This window comes from Pseudomonas sp. UTLPPB19802 (assembly GCF_059730225.1).
The window spans coordinates 6,508,936-6,530,648 of sequence record NZ_AP048545.1; the positions used below are offsets into that span (position 1 = coordinate 6,508,936).

Annotated in this window: 19 protein-coding genes and 2 pseudogenes; 5 read left to right on the top strand and 16 right to left on the bottom strand. The window is 57.0% G+C overall.

Translation table 11 applies throughout. From position 1 onward, the window contains the following. Window positions 1–78: 78 nt before the first annotated feature. Together AC6I6U_RS28545 and AC6I6U_RS28550 are read left to right on the top strand one after the other, a co-directional pair. Window positions 79–684 (top strand): annotated as a pseudogene (locus AC6I6U_RS28545) (mechanosensitive ion channel family protein); the annotation flags it as partial. 435 nt (window positions 685–1,119) lie between these two features. Next, the gene (locus tag AC6I6U_RS28550) at window positions 1,120–1,464 is read left to right on the top strand and encodes a DUF6124 family protein (protein WP_497879318.1); all 345 of its coding nucleotides are present in this window, start codon (window positions 1,120–1,122) and stop codon (window positions 1,462–1,464) included. Between the two features lie 216 nt (window positions 1,465–1,680). On the opposite strand, the gene AC6I6U_RS28555 is transcribed toward AC6I6U_RS28550, so the two are convergent. After that, window positions 1,681–2,331, bottom strand: coding sequence for a DUF7002 family protein (locus AC6I6U_RS28555; RefSeq protein WP_497879319.1), 651 nt, complete (start codon window positions 2,329–2,331; stop codon window positions 1,681–1,683). A 3-nt stretch (window positions 2,332–2,334) separates the two neighbouring features. After that, window positions 2,335–2,550: a hypothetical protein gene (locus tag AC6I6U_RS28560; RefSeq protein WP_497879320.1), complete on the bottom strand. Its 216-nt coding sequence runs from the start codon at window positions 2,548–2,550 to the stop codon at window positions 2,335–2,337. Window positions 2,551–2,600: 50 nt separating this feature from the next. On the opposite strand from AC6I6U_RS28560, the pseudogene AC6I6U_RS28565 reads away from it, so the two are divergent. Next, a pseudogene (locus AC6I6U_RS28565) lies at window positions 2,601–3,023 on the top strand (transposase); the annotation flags it as partial. A gap of 84 nt (window positions 3,024–3,107) precedes the next feature. Here AC6I6U_RS28565 and AC6I6U_RS28570 read toward each other — a convergent pair. From AC6I6U_RS28570 to AC6I6U_RS28620, 11 genes are all read right to left on the bottom strand, one after another. After that, window positions 3,108–3,869 (bottom strand): helix-turn-helix domain-containing protein, encoded by a 762-nt coding sequence (locus tag AC6I6U_RS28570; RefSeq protein ID WP_497879321.1) that lies wholly within the window; start codon window positions 3,867–3,869, stop codon window positions 3,108–3,110. Window positions 3,870–4,068: 199 nt separating this feature from the next. Then, window positions 4,069–5,427 (bottom strand): MFS transporter, encoded by a 1,359-nt coding sequence (locus AC6I6U_RS28575; protein ID WP_497879322.1) that lies wholly within the window; start codon window positions 5,425–5,427, stop codon window positions 4,069–4,071. 78 nt (window positions 5,428–5,505) lie between these two features. Continuing rightward, window positions 5,506–6,732: a maltoporin gene (locus AC6I6U_RS28580; protein ID WP_497879323.1), complete on the bottom strand. Its 1,227-nt coding sequence runs from the start codon at window positions 6,730–6,732 to the stop codon at window positions 5,506–5,508. Window positions 6,733–6,985: 253 nt separating this feature from the next. Beyond that, the gene (locus AC6I6U_RS28585) at window positions 6,986–8,218 is read right to left on the bottom strand and encodes a sugar MFS transporter (protein ID WP_497879324.1); all 1,233 of its coding nucleotides are present in this window, start codon (window positions 8,216–8,218) and stop codon (window positions 6,986–6,988) included. Window positions 8,219–8,260: 42 nt separating this feature from the next. Continuing rightward, the gene (locus AC6I6U_RS28590; protein WP_497879325.1) at window positions 8,261–9,589 is read right to left on the bottom strand and encodes an MFS transporter; all 1,329 of its coding nucleotides are present in this window, start codon (window positions 9,587–9,589) and stop codon (window positions 8,261–8,263) included. 78 nt (window positions 9,590–9,667) lie between these two features. Then, on the bottom strand, window positions 9,668–10,840 hold the full coding sequence (locus AC6I6U_RS28595) for a dihydrodipicolinate synthase family protein (RefSeq protein WP_497879326.1): 1,173 nt from the start codon (window positions 10,838–10,840) through the stop codon (window positions 9,668–9,670). Then, complete coding sequence (locus tag AC6I6U_RS28600) at window positions 10,815–12,449, bottom strand: GMC family oxidoreductase (protein WP_497879327.1); 1,635 nt, start codon at window positions 12,447–12,449, stop codon at window positions 10,815–10,817. The genes AC6I6U_RS28595 and AC6I6U_RS28600 overlap by 26 nt, the downstream gene beginning before the upstream one ends. 8 nt (window positions 12,450–12,457) lie before the next feature. Beyond that, entirely contained in the window at window positions 12,458–13,243 is a 786-nt protein-coding gene (locus AC6I6U_RS28605) for a 3-ketoacyl-ACP reductase (RefSeq protein ID WP_497879328.1), read from the bottom strand. A 58-nt stretch (window positions 13,244–13,301) separates the two neighbouring features. Continuing rightward, window positions 13,302–14,813: an aldehyde dehydrogenase family protein gene (locus AC6I6U_RS28610; protein ID WP_497879329.1), complete on the bottom strand. Its 1,512-nt coding sequence runs from the start codon at window positions 14,811–14,813 to the stop codon at window positions 13,302–13,304. A gap of 1 nt (window position 14,814) precedes the next feature. Continuing rightward, window positions 14,815–15,597: an enoyl-CoA hydratase/isomerase family protein gene (locus AC6I6U_RS28615; protein WP_497879330.1), complete on the bottom strand. Its 783-nt coding sequence runs from the start codon at window positions 15,595–15,597 to the stop codon at window positions 14,815–14,817. Continuing rightward, entirely contained in the window at window positions 15,594–17,180 is a 1,587-nt protein-coding gene (locus AC6I6U_RS28620; RefSeq protein WP_497879331.1) for an acyl CoA:acetate/3-ketoacid CoA transferase, read from the bottom strand. Before AC6I6U_RS28620 ends, AC6I6U_RS28615 begins: the two co-directional genes overlap by 4 nt. 511 nt (window positions 17,181–17,691) lie before the next feature. On the opposite strand from AC6I6U_RS28620, the gene AC6I6U_RS28625 reads away from it, so the two are divergent. Beyond that, window positions 17,692–18,729 carry a LacI family DNA-binding transcriptional regulator gene (locus AC6I6U_RS28625; RefSeq protein WP_497879332.1) on the top strand — a complete coding sequence of 346 codons (1,038 nt, stop codon included), beginning with the start codon at window positions 17,692–17,694 and terminating at the stop codon, window positions 18,727–18,729. A 22-nt stretch (window positions 18,730–18,751) separates the two neighbouring features. On the opposite strand, the gene AC6I6U_RS28630 is transcribed toward AC6I6U_RS28625, so the two are convergent. The 3 genes from AC6I6U_RS28630 to AC6I6U_RS28640 form a co-directional block, all read right to left on the bottom strand. After that, complete coding sequence (locus AC6I6U_RS28630; RefSeq protein ID WP_497879333.1) at window positions 18,752–19,951, bottom strand: MFS transporter; 1,200 nt, start codon at window positions 19,949–19,951, stop codon at window positions 18,752–18,754. Continuing rightward, on the bottom strand, window positions 19,948–20,337 hold the full coding sequence (locus tag AC6I6U_RS28635; RefSeq protein ID WP_497879334.1) for a GlcG/HbpS family heme-binding protein: 390 nt from the start codon (window positions 20,335–20,337) through the stop codon (window positions 19,948–19,950). The genes AC6I6U_RS28630 and AC6I6U_RS28635 overlap by 4 nt, the downstream gene beginning before the upstream one ends. An 82-nt stretch (window positions 20,338–20,419) precedes the next feature. Further along, window positions 20,420–21,145: an IclR family transcriptional regulator gene (locus tag AC6I6U_RS28640; protein ID WP_497879335.1), complete on the bottom strand. Its 726-nt coding sequence runs from the start codon at window positions 21,143–21,145 to the stop codon at window positions 20,420–20,422. Between the two features lie 150 nt (window positions 21,146–21,295). Here AC6I6U_RS28640 and AC6I6U_RS28645 point away from each other — a divergent pair, with 150 nt between their 5' ends. Then, window positions 21,296–21,598, top strand: a complete 303-nt coding sequence (locus tag AC6I6U_RS28645) for a putative quinol monooxygenase (protein WP_497879336.1) — start codon at window positions 21,296–21,298, stop codon at window positions 21,596–21,598. Window positions 21,599–21,713 lie beyond the last annotated feature (115 nt).

Consider the following 21,713-nt stretch of genomic DNA (forward strand, 5'->3'; position numbering starts at 1 on the left):
AAATCATGACAGGTGATTTTTAGGGTCTAGCCCGGTTTCATTGGCTGGAATGCTGTCCATATTCTAAAAAGCTCACTATTAGACAGATTCGACAAGACCATCGTCTCGATCCCGACCTGGCGCCTGATGTCCGAATCATTCCGCAACTGGCGCGGCATGCAGCAGTCCGGCGGGCGGCGGATCAAGCGCAGCCTGTTCATCGACGCCAGCGGCATCCGCTTCCTGCATGACGACGAGGAGCAACGCCTGACGCAGGTGCGCCTGCTCACCGACTACATCGGCCGCAAGCAGGCCGAGCTGAAAACCTGGAACGAAGCCCAAGGCAACGTCGCCGCGATGTCGGCCAACCGCCGGAGGATGACCAACCTCGGCACCTTCCGTGCCTATGCCCTGGCGTATATCAAGAACCACCCGGAGATCCAGCAGAACATGACCTGCATGGTCCGCCAGATGCAGACCACTGCACAGGGAGTGCCGCTGGAGATCTACTGCTTCACCCGCACCACCGTGTGGGCCGACTACGAGCGGATCCAGGGGGATATCTTCGACTACCTGCTGGCGGTGCTGCCGGAGTTCGGCCTGAGCCTGTACCAGCAGCCGAGTGGCGGCGACTTGCGCTCGGGGATGCTGCCGGCGCTGCTCGGGGCCAGCCATATTCCCGAGCCACAGAGCCGGGCTCTGTAGGAGCCGGCTTGCTGGCGATGGCGTCCCACCGGGGCGCCACGGTGCCCCCTAGGCATGCGAACATAGACGAACGCTCTACTTGAAACAGAGCGTTCGGCGCAATGATCACCTAACGCCAGCAAGCCCCCTCCCTTTTCCTCGCCTGAAATTTCCTAGAAAATCCCAATCGCTTGTGCAAGCCAATCCCGCTGTCTATCGTCAGCCCATCACTGCACCTCAGTGATCGGGTTTGGTAGCCCGCGATAGATTGGCGCACGGCGCCCCCTGAGTTCAGGTGTGTTTCATCGCCTGCATTTCATGGTGGCTGTGCGCAGGGCACCTTCGGGTGCGCCGGTTTCTCCAATCTTCCGGTCTACCAACCTGTGTACAGCCGCCACCCAATATCGTTTGGTAGCGATGGCGTGACGGCTCCAACCACCGGATTGGAGATTTGCCATGTTCAAGGTCACCCCGAACCCACCGGGTTTACCCTCTCAGGAAACACTGGACACCCACGCGGCCGACCGTGCCTTTGCCCATTGCGAACTGCCGCCAGGCCGTCAGCGAAGAAAAACCATCCCGGCGACAAGTGCCAGGCCCCTGCCTGCCTCCCACTATCGCGAAGAAACCCTGGTCAACGCCAGCGCCATCCTGGAATCCGCAGCCGCCACCGCCTACGAAAATGCCGATAACCTCACCGGTTCGAACCGCAAGGTGGCGCTGGGCGTAGTGCATCTGATCGAGCTGGCGCAACGGATGGTCGACTCGTTGCTGGAAGAGGAGCCGCTGCCAGCAGGCTGATTCCCAAAAGCCAGGCCTACGGAAACGCCGACCTGGCTTTCTCAGTGATCGTCAGGCGCGAAGTGATAGCTCTCAAACTCGCTTGGAAAACGGGCGTCCGCACTAATCGCCAATGACGGTGTTAGACGTCTGCCGCCCACACCCCGTCGCAATCATTATCGAACGCCTGAAACCTGCGTGTGCCAAGTGATGAATGGGTTATCAGAAAGACATCCGCTATTCAATGATGCCCAACACCTCACTGCCTTTCATCCGGCGAACCTCCAGCACGTAATCTGCGATGTTAGGCACGGCGTAATCGACCACGAGCTCTACAACAGCCTTGGCAGGCCTGCCTGACGCCTTCACAGGGTAGTCTGCAATCCTGCGGAACACCTCGGTGCCACGTCGGTGAGGAACGGGCCAAGTGTTGCCAGAATTCATGTGGCAAAGCCAAATCTTGTCAGCGTAAGCCTGAATCAGTTCCTCTGAGTTCAGCGTCAGCACGTCGTGCTCAAGATTCCGATAGTCGCGGGCACCCAGCAGACGATGCAGCCTTTCTTCTTCCACCCAGAAAAAGACTTTCTCGTTAATGAGCTCATACCACTGCTGAGGGGTTGTCCCGTCCGTGAGCGCCTTAAGTAGACGCCCTTCGGGCATGGTTTTTTGATCCCGTAGCACGATGTTCGACGGGTGCCCTGCCCTCACATCCATTTTCTGATCGCGGTGCTCGCTCTCAAACCGCGCCCGGTCATCGCCCTGAACTTTGAGATGGTCGAGCACGGCAGTGGTGCTCATCAACCCATGGGCACGAATGTTGCCCCAAGCACCGCGCTCTGCCATGTGATACACACGCGGGTACAGCTCAATCAACTTTTCCACGTTCATCCGTTATTTCCTGCCCGATCGTGCAGTCCAGTTACGCCGGTCGATCAGCGAGCGCAGATCGGTGGCACCTGTGTCGCGAGAAAATCGGGTGTTGATCAGCGAGACCGGAGCTTGGGAAACACGCTCCAGCTCCTCCACAAACTTGATGGTGTCTGGATCGAGTTGCTCAAATCTACGTGCCTTGCTGTTAGAAGAGTTGAGGTAATCCGCGAACGTCAAAACGATATCGGTGGGCGCATTGAGCGCACAGGCCTTGCGGAATTGATCCCACTCAGTACCTGAGCCTAGTAACGGATGCGTACTCCAGGAAAATTGTTGGTCACCACGTCCATGAAAGCCTGCATGCCGAGTCAGTGGCGCAGGCCTTCAAGCAGGCATTACGAAAGCGACGTCGTCGCCAGCCATTAGTCCACCATTCGGATCGAGGCATCCAATATTGCTCGGAGTTATACCAGTCACTGCACCGCCGGCACGATATTCAGTGCTCCATGACTGATGGGTATGACTGCTACCAGAACGCGCTGGCCGAGCGAATCAACGGAATCCTCAAGATGGAGCTGCTGTTGAGCAGCCCTGAAGATCTTGAGCAAGCGAGGCAGATGGTTGATGAGGCGGTGCAGATCTACAACACAGAACGGCCCCATATGGCCCTGAAAAACAAAACGCCCGATGCAGTGCATCGGGCGTTTTGAGGCCTGTCGGCCTACCTGAGCAGGTGTAAACCTATTTCAGGACTAGACAACTTTCCAGTCGAATGTTGAGGTAGTTATTCGGAGCTAAGCGGACGCGGCAATCGCACTTTCGTGCCTGCTTCGGAAAGCCCTGGGAGTTTCGTTTTTCAGCTTAAAAAACTGTCGATTGAATAGGGACAGATTTGAGTAGCCGACCTCATTTGCCACGTAGCTGACCGGATGGTTTGTGCTGATCAATAACACGCAGGCCTTGGCGACCCTCAAGTTCATCAGGTAGTCGACAGGGCAGGTATTGGTATGTCGCTTGAACATACGCTGAAACCCAGAGACGCTTAGGCAAGATACGTCGGCCAGCTCTCCTACCTTGATCGCTCGCTGGAAATTTTCATGTAGGTACTCCAGCGCCTTGACGATTCTCTGCTCACTGGAGCAACAGACCTTGGCCGGCGTGGCACTCCTCACGGCTCTGGCTGCGGCATCGCAGGACAATTCAAACAGCACCTCAAGAAGGCTTATAAACCGCAGTGAATGCGGCTTGTCCTGCATTCCAAGGATGAGCGGGGCGACTCGACACCTGACCTCTTCGGAGAACACCAGCGCTTGGAACGGATTGTCGAAGAGGCCCTTGATCTCGGACATATCCGGAAAGCTGCTGAGAAGCCGATCAAGCCAATCCTGAGAAAACTTGATCACCGCAACTCGATGCCCCGCTCCACTACTGACCTCCTCGACCGAACGCCAGCTATGAGGAGTTCCGGCACCCACCAACACCAGGTCGGTATCACCGTACTCACTGACGTCATCCCCTATGTACCGGTAGCCCCGACTGTTCAGAGTCAGGGTCAATTCGTACTCCGGGTGGTAATGCCACTCGAAAGGGATACCCTCGCTCAACTCTCGATGAGTGAACGACCATGAGGCGGTAGGTTCGATTGCAACGGCTTCAAAGGTAGGTCGCATAACGCATGGTGATTTCTGTAGATAGGTTGGAGGTCATTTCTCGACTCTGCAGAGGCCAGCAAGCCCTCCGCCGAGTATTTCCAGCTCAGGCCACTTTTTCCCCGGCCATCCGCCTACTGGTGCCGGCACCAGGCGAGGAAGCGGCACGCCCCTTGGCATACGCCGCAAGCATCGCGATACCAATCGGGACAGTGAGAACCAGGAAGAGCTGCCGCAGATCCCAGTTGAGGCCTAGCAGCACCGATCCGATATAGGCGCCTGAGATCGCACCGAAACGACCTATCCCTGTCATCCAGCTCGTTCCGGTGGCTCGCATTTCAGTGGCGTAGTATCCGGCAGCCATTGCAGTCCAACCGGTATTGGACGAGTTGACGCAAAAGCCCAACGAAAACACCAAGGCCATCAATCCGTAGTAGCCGACGTCATAGCTGCCTAACGCGACAGTGAACACACCAGCTCCCAGGAGCGTTCCGATCATGGCCCTGTGTGGCTTAAAGCGATCCATCTCCCAGCCGATAGCGAAATTTCCGAAGGTTCCACCGATCTGCATCATCGCTCCCATGAGTGCTGCGTCGGCCATCGTGAAACCGTCGTCTTTGATGATGATGGGCAGCCAACTATTCAAGAAATAGACAGTCATGAGATTCATGAACAGGCCCACCCAGAGCGCATATGTGACGTACCGGTGCCTGGGAGAGAGGATCAGCCGAACAGTTTTCTCATCAGATTTGCGCCCCTCGGGTGTGACGAATACGGTGTGAGCATCTGCTCGACCAGGTTCAATCTGGTTGATGATGCGTTCCAGGCTCAACCGGTTTGCCTGTTTCACCACCAGGAATTTCACTGACTCTGGCAGAAGCACGCACAGTGCCAAGGCAAACAAGATGGGTACCACACCGCCAATCAGCAGGATTGAGTGCCACCCATAAACCGCCATCACTGAGGTAGCCAAGAAACCACCTCCCGCTGCACCCAGTGTGAACCCGCAATAGACAACGGCAACCATCAGCGATCTGTACCGCCGGGGTGCATATTCACTCGCAAGGGTGGCCGCATTGGGCTGTGATGCGCCCAACCCGAGGCCAGTAAGGAACCTCAAGATGGAAAGCAGCTCGATGTTAGGTGCCCAGACGCTCAATACGCTCATCGAACCGAAGAAGAGAACTGCTCCGATGATGACCTTACGGCGCCCGAAGCGATCAGCCAATGGCCCGCCCACCAGTGCACCGATAGCCAGGCCAAAAAGGCCGGCGCTCATGACAATCCCGAGCGCCTCTCGCGGAACGCCCCAGTCAGCAACTATCGCTGGAGCGATAAACCCCATGGCGACTACATCAAAACCATCCAGCACCAACACTGTCACGCAAAGCAGCAAAATCCGCCAATGAAAGCGCCCGAATGGTTGTTCATCAAGAAAGCCCTGAACATCTAGTGATCGTTGCATGATCGACGTCCTTTCATGATTTCCGACTGTAGGGCTAACACCGCGTCAGCCCTACCAAAAGGAGCTGCGGTGGCTTTTCTACTTCCACCAATACTCGACTTGAACGCCCACGTTGGATCCGTGCAGATCGGTGCCGAATGAGCCTGTGTCGGAAAGTGCTGAGCCAGGAGACAGCAAGCTTGCAGCGCGCTGGGCTGCTTTGTTCCAGGTTGCGTAGGTGTAATAGAGGCGAATCTCTGGTCTGTCCCAGAAGCCTGGCCCTTTGGGCGACCAGGTAGGTGCGATGGTGTACTTGGTGAGCTTGCGTGTACCTCCAGGCGCCTCCACCTGATCACGGCCAACCTCGGTGACAAATTTGAACTGATCAGTGATCGCGTAGACCGGACGGATACCGACCGACAGCCAGTTTTGATCATCGCCATCCGGACGCACGTCCTTCTGATAGACCAACTGCACCTGACCGCTGAAAGCACGCGTCATCTGCCAGTCGAAGAACTCGACTACCCGCCAGCTTTTGTTTGCCTGATCCAGTGAGGTGTCGCCGGTGTAGCTCAGGGCGGTACCAGAGCCCTGGCCATACTGCACCGCGAACTTGTTCACGCCGCCGAGGAACTCGGTCTGCTTGTGCTGAGCGATAACCGACCAGCCCTGATGGGCACCTTCACGGCTTGGCTTATCCAGATAGCTGACACCGAATTGCAGCTCCCCACCCGGATTGGTATTGAAACCACTAACGGTCAGGTCATGCCGGGTGACCATTTCCTTCTGAAATACGTTGTCCTTCCGCGAGAAGACGTAGCTGTACTTGAGGTCACCCAGGGCAACCTGATCAAAGCCGAATCCAGTCGAGCTCTGGTTCCAGTAGTAGTAGTCAGTGATGTGAATGTCGTTTCGGTTGTAGTAACGCCGACCCGCCCAGAACGAACCACCATTCAAAGCTGGCATCTTGCTCCACTCGGCATAGAGCTGGGCCATCCGGGTGTAGCCGTATTCACCGTCGAATTTTGGGGCATGCCCATACTCGTTAAAAAACTGAGCCATGCCCTCCACGCTCACTACCGAACCATCTTCCAAGGTCAAGAGATCCTGACGCAGATCCAGCTCAAGATACTGCTCACATTCGTTACCAAGACGGTACTTTGAACCAGCGCCTGGCAATTGGAAGCATGACTGCTTACCTCCCTCAGTGGAATCCCCTACTCCAGTCCTGAAATAACCGCTGAAATTAGTTGCATAAACTTCTCCGGGGAGAAAAGCAGCAGAAGAGAGCGCACCCAGAACAACACCGAGAGTTTTGAATTTCATGAAAAAACCTTTAATTATTTTATTTGTTCGTCAAGGTCAGCGAGCAGCAAAGATATTTAGTCAGTTGCATAGAGTTGCCTACCCAGAGCGATCCCCATCGCACCAAGTACGAGTTAGAACAGGAAAAAAAGGCACCGGATTACCTCAGGCAAAAGCGTGAGAAAGTCCCAGGTAATGCCGGTGCAAAATGACCACAGGTAGCAAGTGGCTGATCGAGATACCGAGTTAGTTAGGTACGATCAAACACCAGCAATTAAATCTCGCGACGCTGCTTAATGCCGTAGCCAGCGATAACGAGGAAGCATAAGAGGGGAACAAGGAACGCCGTAGCAGTGCCGTATACGTCAGCGATGGCCCCCATGCAGTAAGGAGCGATAGCGCCACCTACCAGCGTCATGACCAGGTACGAACCAGCCTTCTTGGTGTGCGCACCCAAGTTACGAACCCCCATGGCAAAGATGCAGGGGTAGAGAATGGACATGAAGAAGAACACACCGACCAGGGCATACACCGAGAGCTCCTGAATACCCGACACGGCCACAGCACACAGAACAGCGTTGAACAATGCGTATGCAATGAGCATCGTGGTGGCAGGGATGAAGCGCATCAGCCAGGTGCTGACAAAGCGACCGATCATGAAGCTGAGCATCGCAATAGACAGCAAGTACGACGCTTTCTGCGTGGTCAAGCCGCTCCAGTGCTCAATGGCGTAGTTGATGAAAAACGCGCCAACACCAACTTGAGCAGCAATGTAGAAGAACTGCGCAACCAAGGCCCCAGTGAAGTTCGAGTGCGACCACAGCGAGCGGCCATTCCCCTCCTTCCCGGACGACGAACCCTCGGCCTGAATTTCAGGCAGTGGCACCGCCGCGAACACGACCATCATCAAGACGACAACCAAACCGAGGCAGACATAAGTCAGCATGACGGGATCGATGGTGAAGCCAACCAAAGCAACCGGGGGAGCAAAAAACAGCGAGCCGCCAATCAGTGGGCCTACGAACGCACCCAGCCCGTTGAATGACTGTGCGAGGTTCAGTCGGCGAGCAGCATTTTCCGGTTTGCCCAGCACCGCAGCATAGAGGTTCGCAGCCGTTTCCAGGCAGCCCAAACCACAAGCCAAGACAAACAAGGCTCCGAGGAAGGCGAAGAATGTGCCGGCGCCAGTGGCTGGAATGAACAGCAGTGCGCCCAGCGCGAAGAGAGCCAGCCCCACCTGGATCCCAGCCTTGTAGCCAAAGCGATCCATGAAGATACCAACAGGCAAAGCGACGATGAAGTAGGCACCGAAGTACGCCGCCTGCAGGTAGCCCGACTGAGCTTTGCTCACATTCAACGTGTCCTGGAAATGCTTGTTAAGCACATCCAGCAAACCGTGGGAAAGCCCCCACATAAAGAACAAGCTGGTGACCAAAATGAAGGCAATTTTGGTCGCAGACGGTGCAATGGCCTTGGCCTGCACAGGCATTTCGAGTTGAACAGTCATACACGCCTCACTTTTTTTATTGGATAGGTGTAATCGCTGAGATCAGATGCTGATCTCAGAACCGCGTGTCTCGGGTGCGAAGAAAGTGGCCACGAAAGAGATACCCGCCAGCAACATGACGTAAGCAGCTACAGGCCAGTAGTGATTACCCGACCAGCTCAGCAACGCAGCGGCAACGAACGGGGCGATGCCACCAGAAGCCAGAGCAGCAAACTCCTTGCTTACAGCGATACCGGTGTAGCGATATCTCGCATCAAACAATTCAGGGAAGTACGCGGCTTGCACCGAATACATGCCAAAGGCACCCAGGCTGATCGCAACCACCATGCTCAATACGATCAGTGTCGAGTCCATCGTGTTGAACAGCCAGAAGGCAGGGAATGCCCACAGCGCAGCGATCAGTGCTGTCACCCGGTACATCACGCGACGACCCAGGCGATCCGACAGGTAGCCAATAAAAGGAATCGTGAACACCGATATAGCTGCAGCAGCAATCAGCCCCAATGTGCCTACCGACTTATCAATCAGCAGTACCTTCGCCAAGTAGCTCAAGGCGAACACCTGATAGAGGTACGAGGTGCCGTTTTCACCCATACGCAGGCAGCAAGCCACGATCAGGTTCTTGCGGGAGTAGCGAAGCAGGTCTTTCACAGGCTGCTTGCTCGCGAGCTTCTTGCGCTTCATCTCCTCGAAGACCGGACTTTCCTTAACCCGCAACCGGATGATGATGCCGACAGCAATGACCACAACACTGAACAAGAAAGGGATCCGCCAGCCCCACGCAATGAAATCGTCATGGGGCATCTGTTGCACCAGAGAGAACATCCCTGCCGCCAGCAGAATGCCAATGATGATGCCGGCGAAAGGCAGCGAGGCGTAGAAGCCTCGGGTCTCTTTGGGAGCAAACTCCGCCACAATCAGCGAGGCACCTGCTTGCTCGGCTCCAGAGCCAAACCCCTGCAGCAGTCGCAAAATCACCAATAATCCTGTCGCCCAGGCGCCGATCTGCGTATAGGTGGGCAGCAATCCGATCAACAGCGTGGATACACCCATCAACAGTACGGTGGAGACCAATACAAACTTCCGGCCTTTACGGTCGCCCACACGACCAAAGAACAGTCCGCCGAATGGCCGCGCAACAAACCCGACTGCGTAGGTGGCGAAGATCGCCAGCAGCGCAGTGACTTTGTCGAGCCCTGGAAAAAACAGCTCGGAGAAAATCAAAGCTGACGCTGTGCCATAGATCGAGAAGTCGTACCACTCCATGGCGCTCCCGGCGATGCTCGCCACGATGACCCGGTGTAGATCCTTCTTGTCGACCGTCTCAGCAACAGTCGCAGTGTCCGAAACGCTATCGGCTATGGTGCTCATGGGGGATCCCCTTATTGTTCTTGTGTCGCACAGTAGGGTTCGCACGCACGAACCCTACGCCCGGTTGTGCTGCGTCAATCAGCCAGTGATGCCTCCGTACACCGAAGCCAGTCCCTTCATTCTCTCAACAGCCAGCTCAGGTTGAATCAGGACGCCGGCTTGATCCGCCAAACGGAACACTTCGCTGTAATGCGAGAGCGAGCGAGCCGACTGCATACCACCCAGCATGGTGAAGTGATCCTGGTGACCGTTCAGCCAAGCCAGCAGCACGACGCCTGCCTTGTAGTAGCGAGTCGGGGCCTTGAAGATCTCGCGAGACAGTGCAACGGTTGGGTTCATCAGGGCGTGATAGCGCGCCAGGTCGCCATCGGTCAGGGCAGCCAGCGCATGAGCAGCAACTGGGGCAATCGGGTCGAAGATGCCCAGCAGTGCATGCGAGTGATGAGTGGCATCACCTGCGATCAGCTCGCCGAAGTTGAAGTCGTCGCCGGTGTAGAGCTTGACGCCCTCTGGCAGACGGCGACGCAGTTCAATCTCCCACTCAGCTTCAAGCAGCGAGATCTTGATGCCGTCGACCTTGTCGACGTTGGACTCAATGATCGACAGCACAGTGTTCATCGCGGTCGGCACATCGGTGCTGCCCCAGTAGCCGCGCAGGTTGGAGTCGAAAGCTTCGCCCAGCCAGTGCAGTACGACCTTCTGACGAGCTTCGCCCAGCAGGGTCGAATAGACCTTCTCGTAGTCTTCACCACCCTTGGCTACCGCGCAGAGTGCACGGCTGGCCATCAGGATGGCGCTGCCACCTACGCTGTCGACCACTTCGAACTGCTCGCGGTAGGCGGTCAGTACGTCGTCCAGGGTGGTCGATGGGGTTACGACCAACTGGTCGGTACCCACGCCACAGCTCAGGTCAGCACCCTCGATCTGGCGAGCGTGGGTGACGCTACGGCGGATCAGTTCAGCAGACTCTTTCCAGCCCAGGCCCATGCCGCGTTGAGCGGTATCCATCGCCTCGGCGATCTTGAAGCCGAGACTCCACAGGTACTCGCGGAAGCCCAGCGTCTTGTCCCAGTCGATGGCGACAGTTTCGTCCCATGGGTTGGCTGGACGAGCAGGATCAATCACTACGTGAGCGGCGGCGTAGGCGATGCGGCTCAGCGGGCGCTTCTCGAACTTGGCAAAAGGCGCGTCAGCGTTTTTCAGCTCGTAGCGGTCAATACGGCCATCAAGCGTGGGCAACAGAATATTCACGAGACTTTTCCTCTGACTGGGGGGCTTTGCCAAGAATGAGATCTGCCGCTTTCTCGGCGATCATGATGGTCGGGGCGTTGGTGTTGCTGCTGTTCAGACGAGGCATGATCGACGCGTCCACAACCCGCAGGCCGGTGAGGCCATGAACCTTGAGGTCGGTCGAGACCACCGCATCATCACCGTGGCCCATACGGCAGGTGCCAGCTGGGTGGTGATCGGTCTTGGCATTCGCGCAGGCGTATTCGAACAACTGTTCGTCGCTGAGCTTGTCGAGACCAGGCAGGCGCTCGGCCAAGACGAAGCGCTTGAGCGCTGGTTGCGCGAGAATTTCACGAGCCAGACGTAGGCCCTTGATCGACATTTCGCGGTCGTAGGGATCGGCGAAATAGTTCGGATCAATCAGCGGAGCATCGGTGGGGTTGGCACTGGCCAACCGAACGGTGCCGCGTGAGCGAGGACGCAGGAACGCCGAGTTGAGGGTCACACCCGGATTGCTCATCTGGGCGACACCGGCTTCGATGCCAGAGCCCAGACCGAGGTGGAACTGGATGTCAGGCGAGCGGGCTGCAGGATCGGCATACCAGAACCCACCTGTTTCAAACAGGCTGGACGCAACAGGGCCTTTCTTCAGCAGCAGGTACTGGAGACCAGCCCACGCGGCCATATGCGGTTTGCCGTATGGATCATAGGTATGGTTACCGGTGCATTCAGCGATGGCGAACAGATCCAGGTGATCCTGGAGGTTGCTGCCCACGCCGGACAATGCATGTTCAACTTTCACACCCACTTCACGAAGGTGATCTTCCGGGCCAATGCCGGACTGCAGGAGCAGCTTCGGCGACCCGATAGCACCACTACTGATGATGACTTCTCGCGAAGCCTTGTAGAGCACTGGGGTCGCACCCTGCACGGACACTTCAACGCCAACTGCACGTTTATCCTCAAGCACGACTCGATGGGTCAAAGCATCGAGCACTACGGTCAGGTTCGAGCGGCTCATAACCGGGCGCAGGTAAGCCACCGAAGTCGAAGAGCGCTTGGCGTTCAACTGGGTCAGCTGGTAGTACCCCAGTCCGTCCTGTTCGGCGCCATTGAAGTCGGGGTTGAACGGAATGCCCAACTCCTGACCTGCCTGGAAAAATGCTTCGCAGATCGGCAAGGGGCTGATCGGATTCGAAACGCCCAGGGGCCCTTCGTACCCGTGGTACTTGTTGGCATAGCGCTGGTTGTTTTCAGCACGTTTGAAGTAAGGCAGAACGTCTTTGTACGCCCAACCATCAGCACCATGCTCGCTAGCCCACTCGTCATAGTCAGCAGCCGCGCCACGGGTGTAGATCTGCGCGTTGACCGAAGAGCCTCCGCCGATGACCTTGGCCTGGGTGAAATGCAGCACCCGATTTTTCAGGTGCTTCTGAGGCACTGTCGACCAGCCCCAGGAGCCCCGTCCTTTGGTCATTTTGGCGAAGCCAGCCGGCATGCTGAACAGGGGATGGCGATCCCCTCCTCCAGCTTCCAGCAGCAGCACTTTATTGCTTGGATTTTCGCTGAGTCGATTGGCGAGCACACAGCCCGCCGAACCGCCTCCGACAATGATGTAGTCGTAAGTCATGACGGCACTCACAGACGTGGGATGGCGAGGCCGCCATCGGCGTGAATGACAGAGCCTGTGGCAAAGCCAAACTGCCCACTGGCCAGCGAACTGACGATGGAAGCAATGTCACTGGTTTCGCCCCAGCGAGCCATCGGTACCAGTCCATCCTTGAAGCGCTGCTCGTACTTGTCAGCCACGCCAGCAGTCATGTCGGTACGGATAACACCCGGACGCACTTCGAATACGCCGATGTTCACCGGCGCCAAGCGCAAGGCAAACAGCTTGGTGGACATGCCCAAGGCAGCCTTGGACATGCAGTATTCGCCACGCTCTGGAGAAGCAAGCTCTACGCTCACGCTGGAAACATTGACGATGCTGCGGGGATGCGACGAGGGGTTCTCGAGCATCTGCTTAGCCACCTGCTGCGTCAGGAAAAAAGTCCCGCGCAGGTTGGTTGCCAGCACAACATCGAATGCCTCGGGTTTCATTGCCAAAAGATCGCCACGGGACGGCGAGCCGATGCCAGCGTTGTTTACCAAGCAATCGACTGCACCACCCCACGCCTGAACACGCTCGAGCAACTGCGCGTGGGCTTCCAGGCTCTGCAACTCACTGGCGACTGCCAGTCCTCGCCCGCCCAGCGACTCGATCTCAGCACACAGCTGCTGAGCCACTTCGTCTTCACTACGGCAGGTAAAGGCAACGTCGAAACCATCACGAGCCAGTCGAAGCACGATGGCGGCGCCGATTCCGCGCCGGCCTCCGGTGACCAGTGCGATGGGACGTTGCGAAATATTGTTGTTGTTTGTCATGGCTGCATTCTCAACTTTTTTGGAACGTTCCAATTTTTATGCAATAAAGCTCGGCGTTTTACTTCGGAAGCCACCAGTTTTGGCGCTCGCCGATGTGCAATTGGACGGTCTTTTGCTCGGTGTAATCTTCAACAGCGTGCTGGCCCAGCTCACGGCCCAGCCCGGAATCGCGGAAGCCACCGAATGGCAGTTCAGCGAAGCCGTCCAGGAAGGTGTTGACCCATACGGTACCGGCATCAATTTTCCGAGCAGCCTTCAGGCAGACATCAATGTCTTTGCTCCAGACCGCAGCCGACAGGCCGTAGCAGGTGTCGTTGGCCAGGGCGATTGCTTCGTCCACCGATTCGAAGGTCAGTACCGAGAGCACAGGGCCGAATACTTCCTCACGGGCGATGGTCATCTCCGGAGTTACACCGGTGACGATGGTCGGCTGCAGGTAAAGGCCACGCTCGGTCTCGTGACGCTCGCCACCCAAGCTGATGGTCGCACCTGCTTTACGAGCCTCTTCGATTGCAGCCTGGATACCACCCAGTTGCATCTCACTGATGATGGCGCCGACTTTCACGTCTGGGTGCAGTGGGTCACCAACCGGTACTTGGCGGGCACGTTCGATGACAGCATCGGAGAAGCGCTCGGCGATGTCTTTGTGTACCAGGATGCGGCTGCCGCTGTTGCAGCACTCACCCGCGTTGAAGTACACGCCGAAGACAACAGCATCCACGGCAGCGTCCCAGTCGCAGTCAGGGAAGATGATCTGTGGGTTCTTACCACCCAGCTCCAGCGATACCTTTTTCAGAGCAGCGCCGGCTTCGGCGGCGATCAGACGGCCTACACGAGTGGAGCCAGTGAACGAAACCATGTCGACTTTCGGGTGACCAACCAGCGGCTGGCCTACCGCTGGGCCCAGGCCGGTTACGATGTTCACGACGCCTTTCGGCAGGCCGGCTTCAACCAGGATCTCGCCCAGCATCAGGGTGGTACCATTGGTGAGTTCGCTCGGTTTGATAACGGTGGTGCACCCAGCCGCCAGAGCGAAGGGCAGCTTCTGGCTCAAGATCCAGATTGGGAAGTTCCAAGGAGTGATCATCGAGACCACGCCCACAGGCTGACGCAGTACAACGCCCAGATGCGAGTCACCCAGGGTGTTGTAGCTCTCGCCGTGCAGGGTGCGAGCGAGCGAGGCAGCATACTTCCACAGGTCAACGCAGCCGCTTACTTCACCACGTGCTTGGCTCAGCGGCTTACCAGTCTCCAGGCATTCGATCAGAGCCATTTCTTCGACGCGTGCAGAGATACCCTCGGCAACCTTGAGCAGCACTTCAGCACGCTCACGGCCCGACATGTTTGGCCAGGTGCCTTCATCGAACGCGGCACGTGCAGCATCTACAGCGCGCTCAGCGTCACCTTGAGCGGCGTCAGGGTAGATACCCACCACCACGTCATGGGCTGGGCTACGACGTTCAGCGATAGCACCGCTGTGAGCTTCACACAATTCGCCGTCAATCAGCATGCGGCCTTTGTAAGGCTGGCCAATGATCTGGGTGGTGTTTTCAACGGTCAAAAATTGCATTTCATACTCCTTGGTAATCTGCTGGACGACGCTCGCTGAAGCTGGCCAAGCCTTCTCTTGCATCTGCGGTGGTGGCGGCGAGTGCGCCGGCCATTCCCTCGAGCACTGCGGCTACATTGATGCCGGTGCCCGCGTCGATAAGTTGCTTCGTCAGTTGCACCGAGATCGGTGCCTGCTTGCTGATTTGTTGCGCCAGTTCCAAGGCATGGGCCAGAGCGTTGCCAGGCTCACAGATGTCTTGGACGAGTCCTACTCGCTGCGCCTCGTTGGCGTCGATACGACGACCAGTCAAAGCCATCAATTTCACTTGGCTCGGCCCGATCAACTTGACCAATCGCTGGGTGCCCGACCAGCCCGGGCAAGTCGCGATACCAGCCTCCGGAAGTGCGAATGTCGCGGAGAGCTCCGATACGCGAATGTCAGCCGTAGCAAGCAGCTCCAGGCCGCCACCGAACGCATGCCCATTGATGGCTGCGATCACAGGCAGGCGAAGGTTGGCCCAGGCATCGAACACGCGATGACCGTCACGAACCCACTGACGCCACATGTCCAGAGGCTGCAAGCCCGACCAAACCCGGATATCGGCGCCGACACAGAAAGCGCGTTCGCCACTGGCAGTCAGAACCACCGCCCGCAGATCGGTACGTTTGTCGAGATCACTCGCAACGTTGCCCAGGGCGGTGATCATTTCAGGAGTCAGGGCGTTCAGCTTGGCTGGACGCTCAAGCGTGACGATTGCCACATGCCCTTGGATCTCAAGGGAGACAATGCCTTCGGCGCTCATGCTTGGCGCTCCTTCAGTTGCAGGCCCATGAGGGCGTCAGTGAACAGTGCTGGGTTCATGACACTGACGTTGTCAGCGACCAGCAGTGGGAACTCGGCTTGGGCGAGCACGTCTTTCTCGAGATCGATCCCTGGGGCGACTTCAGTGACCATGAGGCCCTCTGGGGTGAGCTTCATCACGCAGCGCTCAGTCACATAGGTCACGTCTTGGCCACGCTCGAGAGCCATACGGCCACTGAAGGTGACGTGATCTACGGCTTCTACCAATTTGCGGGATTTGCCTTGTTGCAGGATCTGCAGTTCGCCGTTACCTGCTTCGAGCTTGGCGCCGGCAGTGAAGAAGCCAGAGAACACAATCCGCTTGGCATGGGTGGTGATGTCCACAAAACCGCCGCAACCTGCAGTCAGGTATGGTTTGCCTGGCAACTTCGAAACGTTCACGTTGCCGTGACGGTCGATCTGCAGGAAGGACAGCAGGGTCAGATCGAAACCGCCGCCTTGGAAGTACGTGAACTGGGCCGAGGACGGCATGATCGCATCGGCGTTAGCCGCGCAGCCAAAGGCGAAGCCCAGCAGCGGCATGCCGCCAACAGCGCCTTGCTCGATTACCCAGGTTGCAGCCCCGTTATGCCCTTCCTCGAGAAGAACACGTGGGACGTTGGCAGAGATGCCGAAGCCCAGGTTGACCGCCATGCCCTGCTCGACATGCAGAGCAGCGCGACGGGCAATGACTTTTTCCGGATTGAACGGCGCGGTTTCGAAAGCCGATTCTGGCTGCTGGATTTCACCGCTGATGGCCGGGTCGTAGGAGACCTGGGTGGTTTGCATTTGGTTGGGATCTACAACTACGTGATCGACCAGGTTGCAAGGCACATGAACGTGATGAGGTTTGAGCGAACCGGCCCGAACGACGCGTTTGACCTGGGCAATGACGATGCCACCGTTGTTGCGCACGGCCAGAGCTTGATCAAGCGCACCGAGCAGACCGCCCTCGTGCTCGAACGAGAGGTTGCCGCGTTCATCAGCAGTGGTCGCACGAATGATTGCGACCTTCGGGACGATGGTTGGGAAGAAGAGCCAATCTTCGCCAGCGAAGTTTACCTTTTCGACAATCGGATGCTCGGCGCCGAGATCGTTCATCGCACAGCCCTGGCGTGATGGATCAGCGAACGTGTCGAGACCCACTTTGGTTAGCACGCCAGGACGTTTAGCGGCAGCATCTTTGTGCAGATCGAACATGATGCCGCTAGGAACGTTGTACGCGGCGATCTCGTTGTCGGTGATCATCCGCCAGATCTCTGGCATCGGCAGCGACGAAGGGCCGCTTGGGTAAGAACCTGCCATCACCTTACTGATCAGGCCAGGTTGTGCGAGGTGCTCGATCCCTTTGATGCCGTACATGTCACCTGCAGCAATCGGATGCAGCATGGTGAGGCCAGCAGGATGAGCAGTGTCACGGTAGCGTTGCCCGAGGGCGGCCAGCACTGCATCAGGGCATGCAAGACCACTGGAAGAGCTGACGGTAACCGTGTCGCCGTCGTGGATAAGGCTCGCAGCCTGTTCAGCAGTGATGAGCTTTTTCATAAATCCTTACGCCGTATGGAATTTTGGAATGGCAGCGCTCAGGAGCGGCTGTCCCTCAATGTCTTGGGCTGAGACTTGCGATGTTCGCGAGTACGGCCAAGCCCAAGGCGCCTGCGAACGGATCCGCGCTCACTTCAGTGAGGGCAGATTGAGCAGTAGCCGGGGAGCTGGTCGTGGATGGATGCGAAGCAGAAGGACGCGCACAGGTACGCAAGCGGAGCAGGGAAAGCAGAGAGTAGACAACGTTCATGACGGTCACCATTTTTGTTATTAAATCGTTCCATATTGTTTTTGGAACGTTCCAAAAAGGTAAATTGCCTGATTTAAGCTGTCAACACCCTTCGTCGGCTGGAGGTAGGATGACCTGAGCTGGAATGGTGAGAAATTCAAACGATCTGTACGAGAAAAACGCTCAGAATCGGTAAGATCGTCGATAACTGGCTAGCAATGAACGGCATAAAATTGGTACTTTTGGAACGTTCCTATCCCGCCATAAGTAGAGATTTTTCCGTTGAGCACGCGCCCAAGCGACGAAAAGGTCACCATCACCGATATCGCCAAGGCGAGCGGTGTATCGAAATCAACCGTTTCGCTGGTTCTGAACAACAGCCCCCTTGTCCGCCCTGCGACTGCGGAGAAGGTTCGCGCTACTGCTGAACAGCTCGGCTACGTGTACAACCGAAGCGCCGCGAACCTACGCCAGGGCGTGTCCAACGTCATCGGGATGGTGGTGAACGACCTGAGCAACTCCTTTTTTGTGGAGCTACTCATTGGCGCCGAGCGGAAACTGCTTGAGTCCAGCTACATCACCCTACTCGCCCATACGGCTGAAGATCAGGACGTACAGCGTCAGGTACTGGCGTCGATGCGAGAGCACAAAGCTGCGGGCATCATCATCTGCCCAACATTCGAAACCCCAGTAGAGCTCGTAACCTCGCTCCGGCAATGGGGATTGCCCTTCGTCACCGTCATGCGGGCGCTGGGAGGAGAAGACACCGATTTCGTAGGTGCAGACAACTACCTGGGCATCCAGATGGCGACTCAGCATCTGATCGACCTCGGCCATAGGGACATCGCATTTATCGGTCGAAACAGCACCTACGCGGTCAGCATGGAGCGTCTGCGTGGATACAGTGATTGCCTTGAGAAAAATGGCATCACACCAAACACCGACTGGATGATCGAGACAGCAATCAGCCTCGCAGGTGGCAAGGACGGCATGAGCAGACTACTCGACCAGGAGCACCGTCCTACTGGCGTGGTCTGTTACAACGACCTCATCGCTACAGGCGCCCTGAGCGAACTGGGCAATCGCGGTCTGAAAGCCGGAGAGGATATAGCCCTGGTCGGCAGTGATGGAACTGCCGCCTCGGCCTACTGCAGCCCTCCCCTGACGACACTCGCCCTAGAGCCAGAGCGTCTCGGAGAGGTCGCAAGTGAAATGCTGTTGTCGCGCCTGAAAAACCCTGACGCGCCACCCATGAAGTACCTGCTCAAACCCAAGCTGATAGTTCGTGATACCTGCGGCGCGAAACGGGCGCAACGCTAAGCCGAGGTGACTGAAGCCAGCCTCAGTTCAGGGCCATGCTCACAGTTGAACGACGCTCATGCCTCACCAGCCATGCCAGTGGCAGTTGAGCAAAGATTGCAGCTGCAACACCAGCCCAAGGCGTGAGCGCCATGAGTCCATGCCCAACCATGGCGCTCCCCGTAACCTCTCCCAAGCTGATGCCGAGATTGAACGCGGAGATGTTCAACGCCGAGGCGAAATCCACTGCCTTGGGAGTAAAGCGCTGGGCAGTGGCAAGCATCCCACCTTGTACGGCGGGAGAGATCCCAAACGCCAGACCACCCCAGGCAAACAGAAGGAACGCCATCGCCCCCTGGCGAGGCAGCAGTAGCGCGACAGCAACCAATGCCACGGCCAACGCCAGGAGCAGCCATCGAAGCGCGGCCTGCCAGCCGATTGCTGACGCGAGTCGCCCTCCCAGCAAGTTGCCAACGAGCGTTGCACCTCCGAACACCACGAGCAACATGCTCGCTACATTGCCCGAAAAACCAGTGATGTCTGTGAGGATCGGAGTGATGAACGTAAATGCCGCAAACGAAGCGCCAAAACCCAGGATCGTGATTGCCATCATCGTCAGGATCGCTGGGTTAACTGCTGCAGCCAACTGCGTCACCGGCTTTACGCCTGCCGGTGCATCGAGTTTGGGCAACCAGCACAGCGTGGCGATGAACCCTGCAGCAGCCAGTCCCACCACAGCGAAGAAAGGCAATCTCCAGCCGAATCCGTTGCCCAGGAAACTGCCAAGAGGTACACCAATTACCATCGCCAACGTAAGACCGGCGAACATGACCGCGATAGCGCTGCTCTCTTGGCCTTTCGGAGCCAAACGCGCCGCTACGGTGGCACCTATGGCGAAGAAGCTCCCATGTGCCACCGCAGTGACTACTCGACCGACTAGCAATGAAGAGTAATCACCTGATAGAGCAGACAGCAGATTTCCAAACAAGAAGACCGCGATCAGCCCCAGGAGCACTGGTTTGCGAGGAAATCTGGCCAACAGAAGCACCATCAGAGGCGTGCCGACAGCAAGCGCAAGCGCATAGAGGCCCACCAGACTGCCGGCTCGCGATAGAGGCACCTGGAGCTCATCAGAAATGGTGGGCAATATCCCCACCACAATGAACTCAGCCACACCAATCGCAAACGCGGTAACCGCCAGCGCCCACACGCTTGGATGGAGCCGTTGCTGGGCATAACTCATAGCTGAGCGGCTCCCACCGCGATCAGCTGATCCGCTTCCACGGTTGCGCCTGAAATGCCCACACCACCGATTACTTTGCCTTGGGCATCCCGCAAAGGAACACCGCCGCCAAAACTGATCAACCCGCCATTGCTGGCCTCCAGGCTGTGAATCGAACCCAATGGCCGCGCACCCTCAGCAAACAACGCACTATCTGTATGGAACAATGCAGAGGTACGAGCCTTCTTGATAGCGATGTCGATGGCACCAGGGATCGCATCATCCATCCGCAGAAAACCAGCCTGCAGGCCTGAAGCGTCGACCACGCTGACGCACACAGAAACCCCATGCTCTTGAGCCAAGCCTTTAGCACGAGCAATGACGTTTTCAACGATCTTTTCCAACATGGCGAGCTCCGCAATTCATTGATGTGAGCCCCGATGATCACTGCACGCCACAGCGAAAAAAACTGTTTACATCAACTGGAAGCTAAAGTTTGACCATGTCGTACATCTCACGCATTACCCTCCCTGCAAGCGCTTCCAGCCTTTGCTGAGGTAACCGTTCAACGGGCCCGGCGACTGAGAAAGAAGCGACCAACCTGCCTTGCTGACGTAGTGGGAGCGCTAAGCAGTTGAGCCCCTCCTCCGCCTGCTCCAGATCCAGCGCATACCCCTTTTCGGTGATCGAGTGAAGCTCTTGCTCCAGGCCAGACTCGAGCATTCCTGCCTTGCGTAGGCTCCTCGATAGATCTCCATCAAGGGCTAAAAACACCTTCCCAATTGCAGAAGTCCTGAGCCCTTCTCGCCTACCACGCGGCGAGCTGCTTGTCGCACTTCCCTTCTGGAGAATCGCATCAATGTAGAGGTAGTGGCGTGTCCCGCAGGGGACTGCGAGGTAGCAGTTCTCACCCGTCATATCAGCCAAAGCATTCAGAGCAGGGCCAAAGGCAACCTTCAGCAGATCATCAGCGTCACTGAGCGGCTGAGCGATTTCTCGTAGCCGCAACCCCAGGGCGTACCGAGATCCGCGCCTGGAGATGTAGCCCAGAGCACAGAGCGTGTTCAACAAGCCATGCAGCGTACTCTTGTGCAGACCGAGCGCGTCCACCAAGTCGACCAGGCGCAACTCCCCGCCTGCAGTGGCAATCACTTCAAGGACGGCCATGGCTCGCTCGACAGATTGGATGCCCTTGCTCTCGTTAACCGTTGCCATACCCTGAAGCCTGCCCAGTAGTTATAAACATAAGATGGTCTTCTCTGCTGTTTGACATTGTCAAACCTTCTGCAAAATTACTGATCTAGCGCCCATAGTGCTGCCCGCCTGTGTAAGCTTCAAATTTATTATCTTCACAGGCAAGACAGAATGACCCAGGCAACATACATCGATTTACTTGTAACTCTCCAGGCACGTGATGGGTGCGCTTTAGCTCTCAGGGAGGTTCTACATGACCTCCAAGATGCGTCTCTTAAAGAAGAAGGCTGCCTACACTATCGAATCGCGGAAACGGTACCACTGTCCGACGTCATGCTCCTGCAGGAGCGCTGGGCAAGTGCTGAGGCCCACAAACATCATGAAAGCACGGAGCACTTCGTCAGCGGAGTCAACCGACTCCGCCCGCTATGCCTTACGGTAGAAATCCAGCAAGTGAACTGGTTCGACCGTTGACTCCGCCGAACCCGGCCCTGCGCGTCTGCACCTGCTAACCATGCAGCAGGGACGCCTTTCACGAAGTCGCCTCAATAGTATCAAAACACGCCGAATACGAACCTCCCGAAGCTCG

Coding starts and splice junctions, on each gene's coding strand:
- AC6I6U_RS28550 (WP_497879318.1), top strand. CDS start 1,120: ATGTTCAAGGTCACCCCGAACCCACCGGGTTTACCCTCTCAGGAAACA.
- AC6I6U_RS28555 (WP_497879319.1), bottom strand. CDS start 2,331: ATGAACGTGGAAAAGTTGATTGAGCTGTACCCGCGTGTGTATCACATG.
- AC6I6U_RS28575 (WP_497879322.1), bottom strand. CDS start 5,427: ATGCAACGATCACTAGATGTTCAGGGCTTTCTTGATGAACAACCATTC.
- AC6I6U_RS28580 (WP_497879323.1), bottom strand. CDS start 6,732: ATGAAATTCAAAACTCTCGGTGTTGTTCTGGGTGCGCTCTCTTCTGCT.
- AC6I6U_RS28585 (WP_497879324.1), bottom strand. CDS start 8,218: ATGACTGTTCAACTCGAAATGCCTGTGCAGGCCAAGGCCATTGCACCG.
- AC6I6U_RS28590 (WP_497879325.1), bottom strand. CDS start 9,589: ATGAGCACCATAGCCGATAGCGTTTCGGACACTGCGACTGTTGCTGAG.
- AC6I6U_RS28600 (WP_497879327.1), bottom strand. CDS start 12,449: ATGACTTACGACTACATCATTGTCGGAGGCGGTTCGGCGGGCTGTGTG.
- AC6I6U_RS28605 (WP_497879328.1), bottom strand. CDS start 13,243: ATGACAAACAACAACAATATTTCGCAACGTCCCATCGCACTGGTCACC.
- AC6I6U_RS28610 (WP_497879329.1), bottom strand. CDS start 14,813: ATGCAATTTTTGACCGTTGAAAACACCACCCAGATCATTGGCCAGCCT.
- AC6I6U_RS28615 (WP_497879330.1), bottom strand. CDS start 15,597: ATGAGCGCCGAAGGCATTGTCTCCCTTGAGATCCAAGGGCATGTGGCA.
- AC6I6U_RS28620 (WP_497879331.1), bottom strand. CDS start 17,180: ATGAAAAAGCTCATCACTGCTGAACAGGCTGCGAGCCTTATCCACGAC.
- AC6I6U_RS28630 (WP_497879333.1), bottom strand. CDS start 19,951: ATGAGTTATGCCCAGCAACGGCTCCATCCAAGCGTGTGGGCGCTGGCG.
- AC6I6U_RS28635 (WP_497879334.1), bottom strand. CDS start 20,337: ATGTTGGAAAAGATCGTTGAAAACGTCATTGCTCGTGCTAAAGGCTTG.
- AC6I6U_RS28640 (WP_497879335.1), bottom strand. CDS start 21,145: ATGGCAACGGTTAACGAGAGCAAGGGCATCCAATCTGTCGAGCGAGCC.
- AC6I6U_RS28645 (WP_497879336.1), top strand. CDS start 21,296: ATGACCCAGGCAACATACATCGATTTACTTGTAACTCTCCAGGCACGT.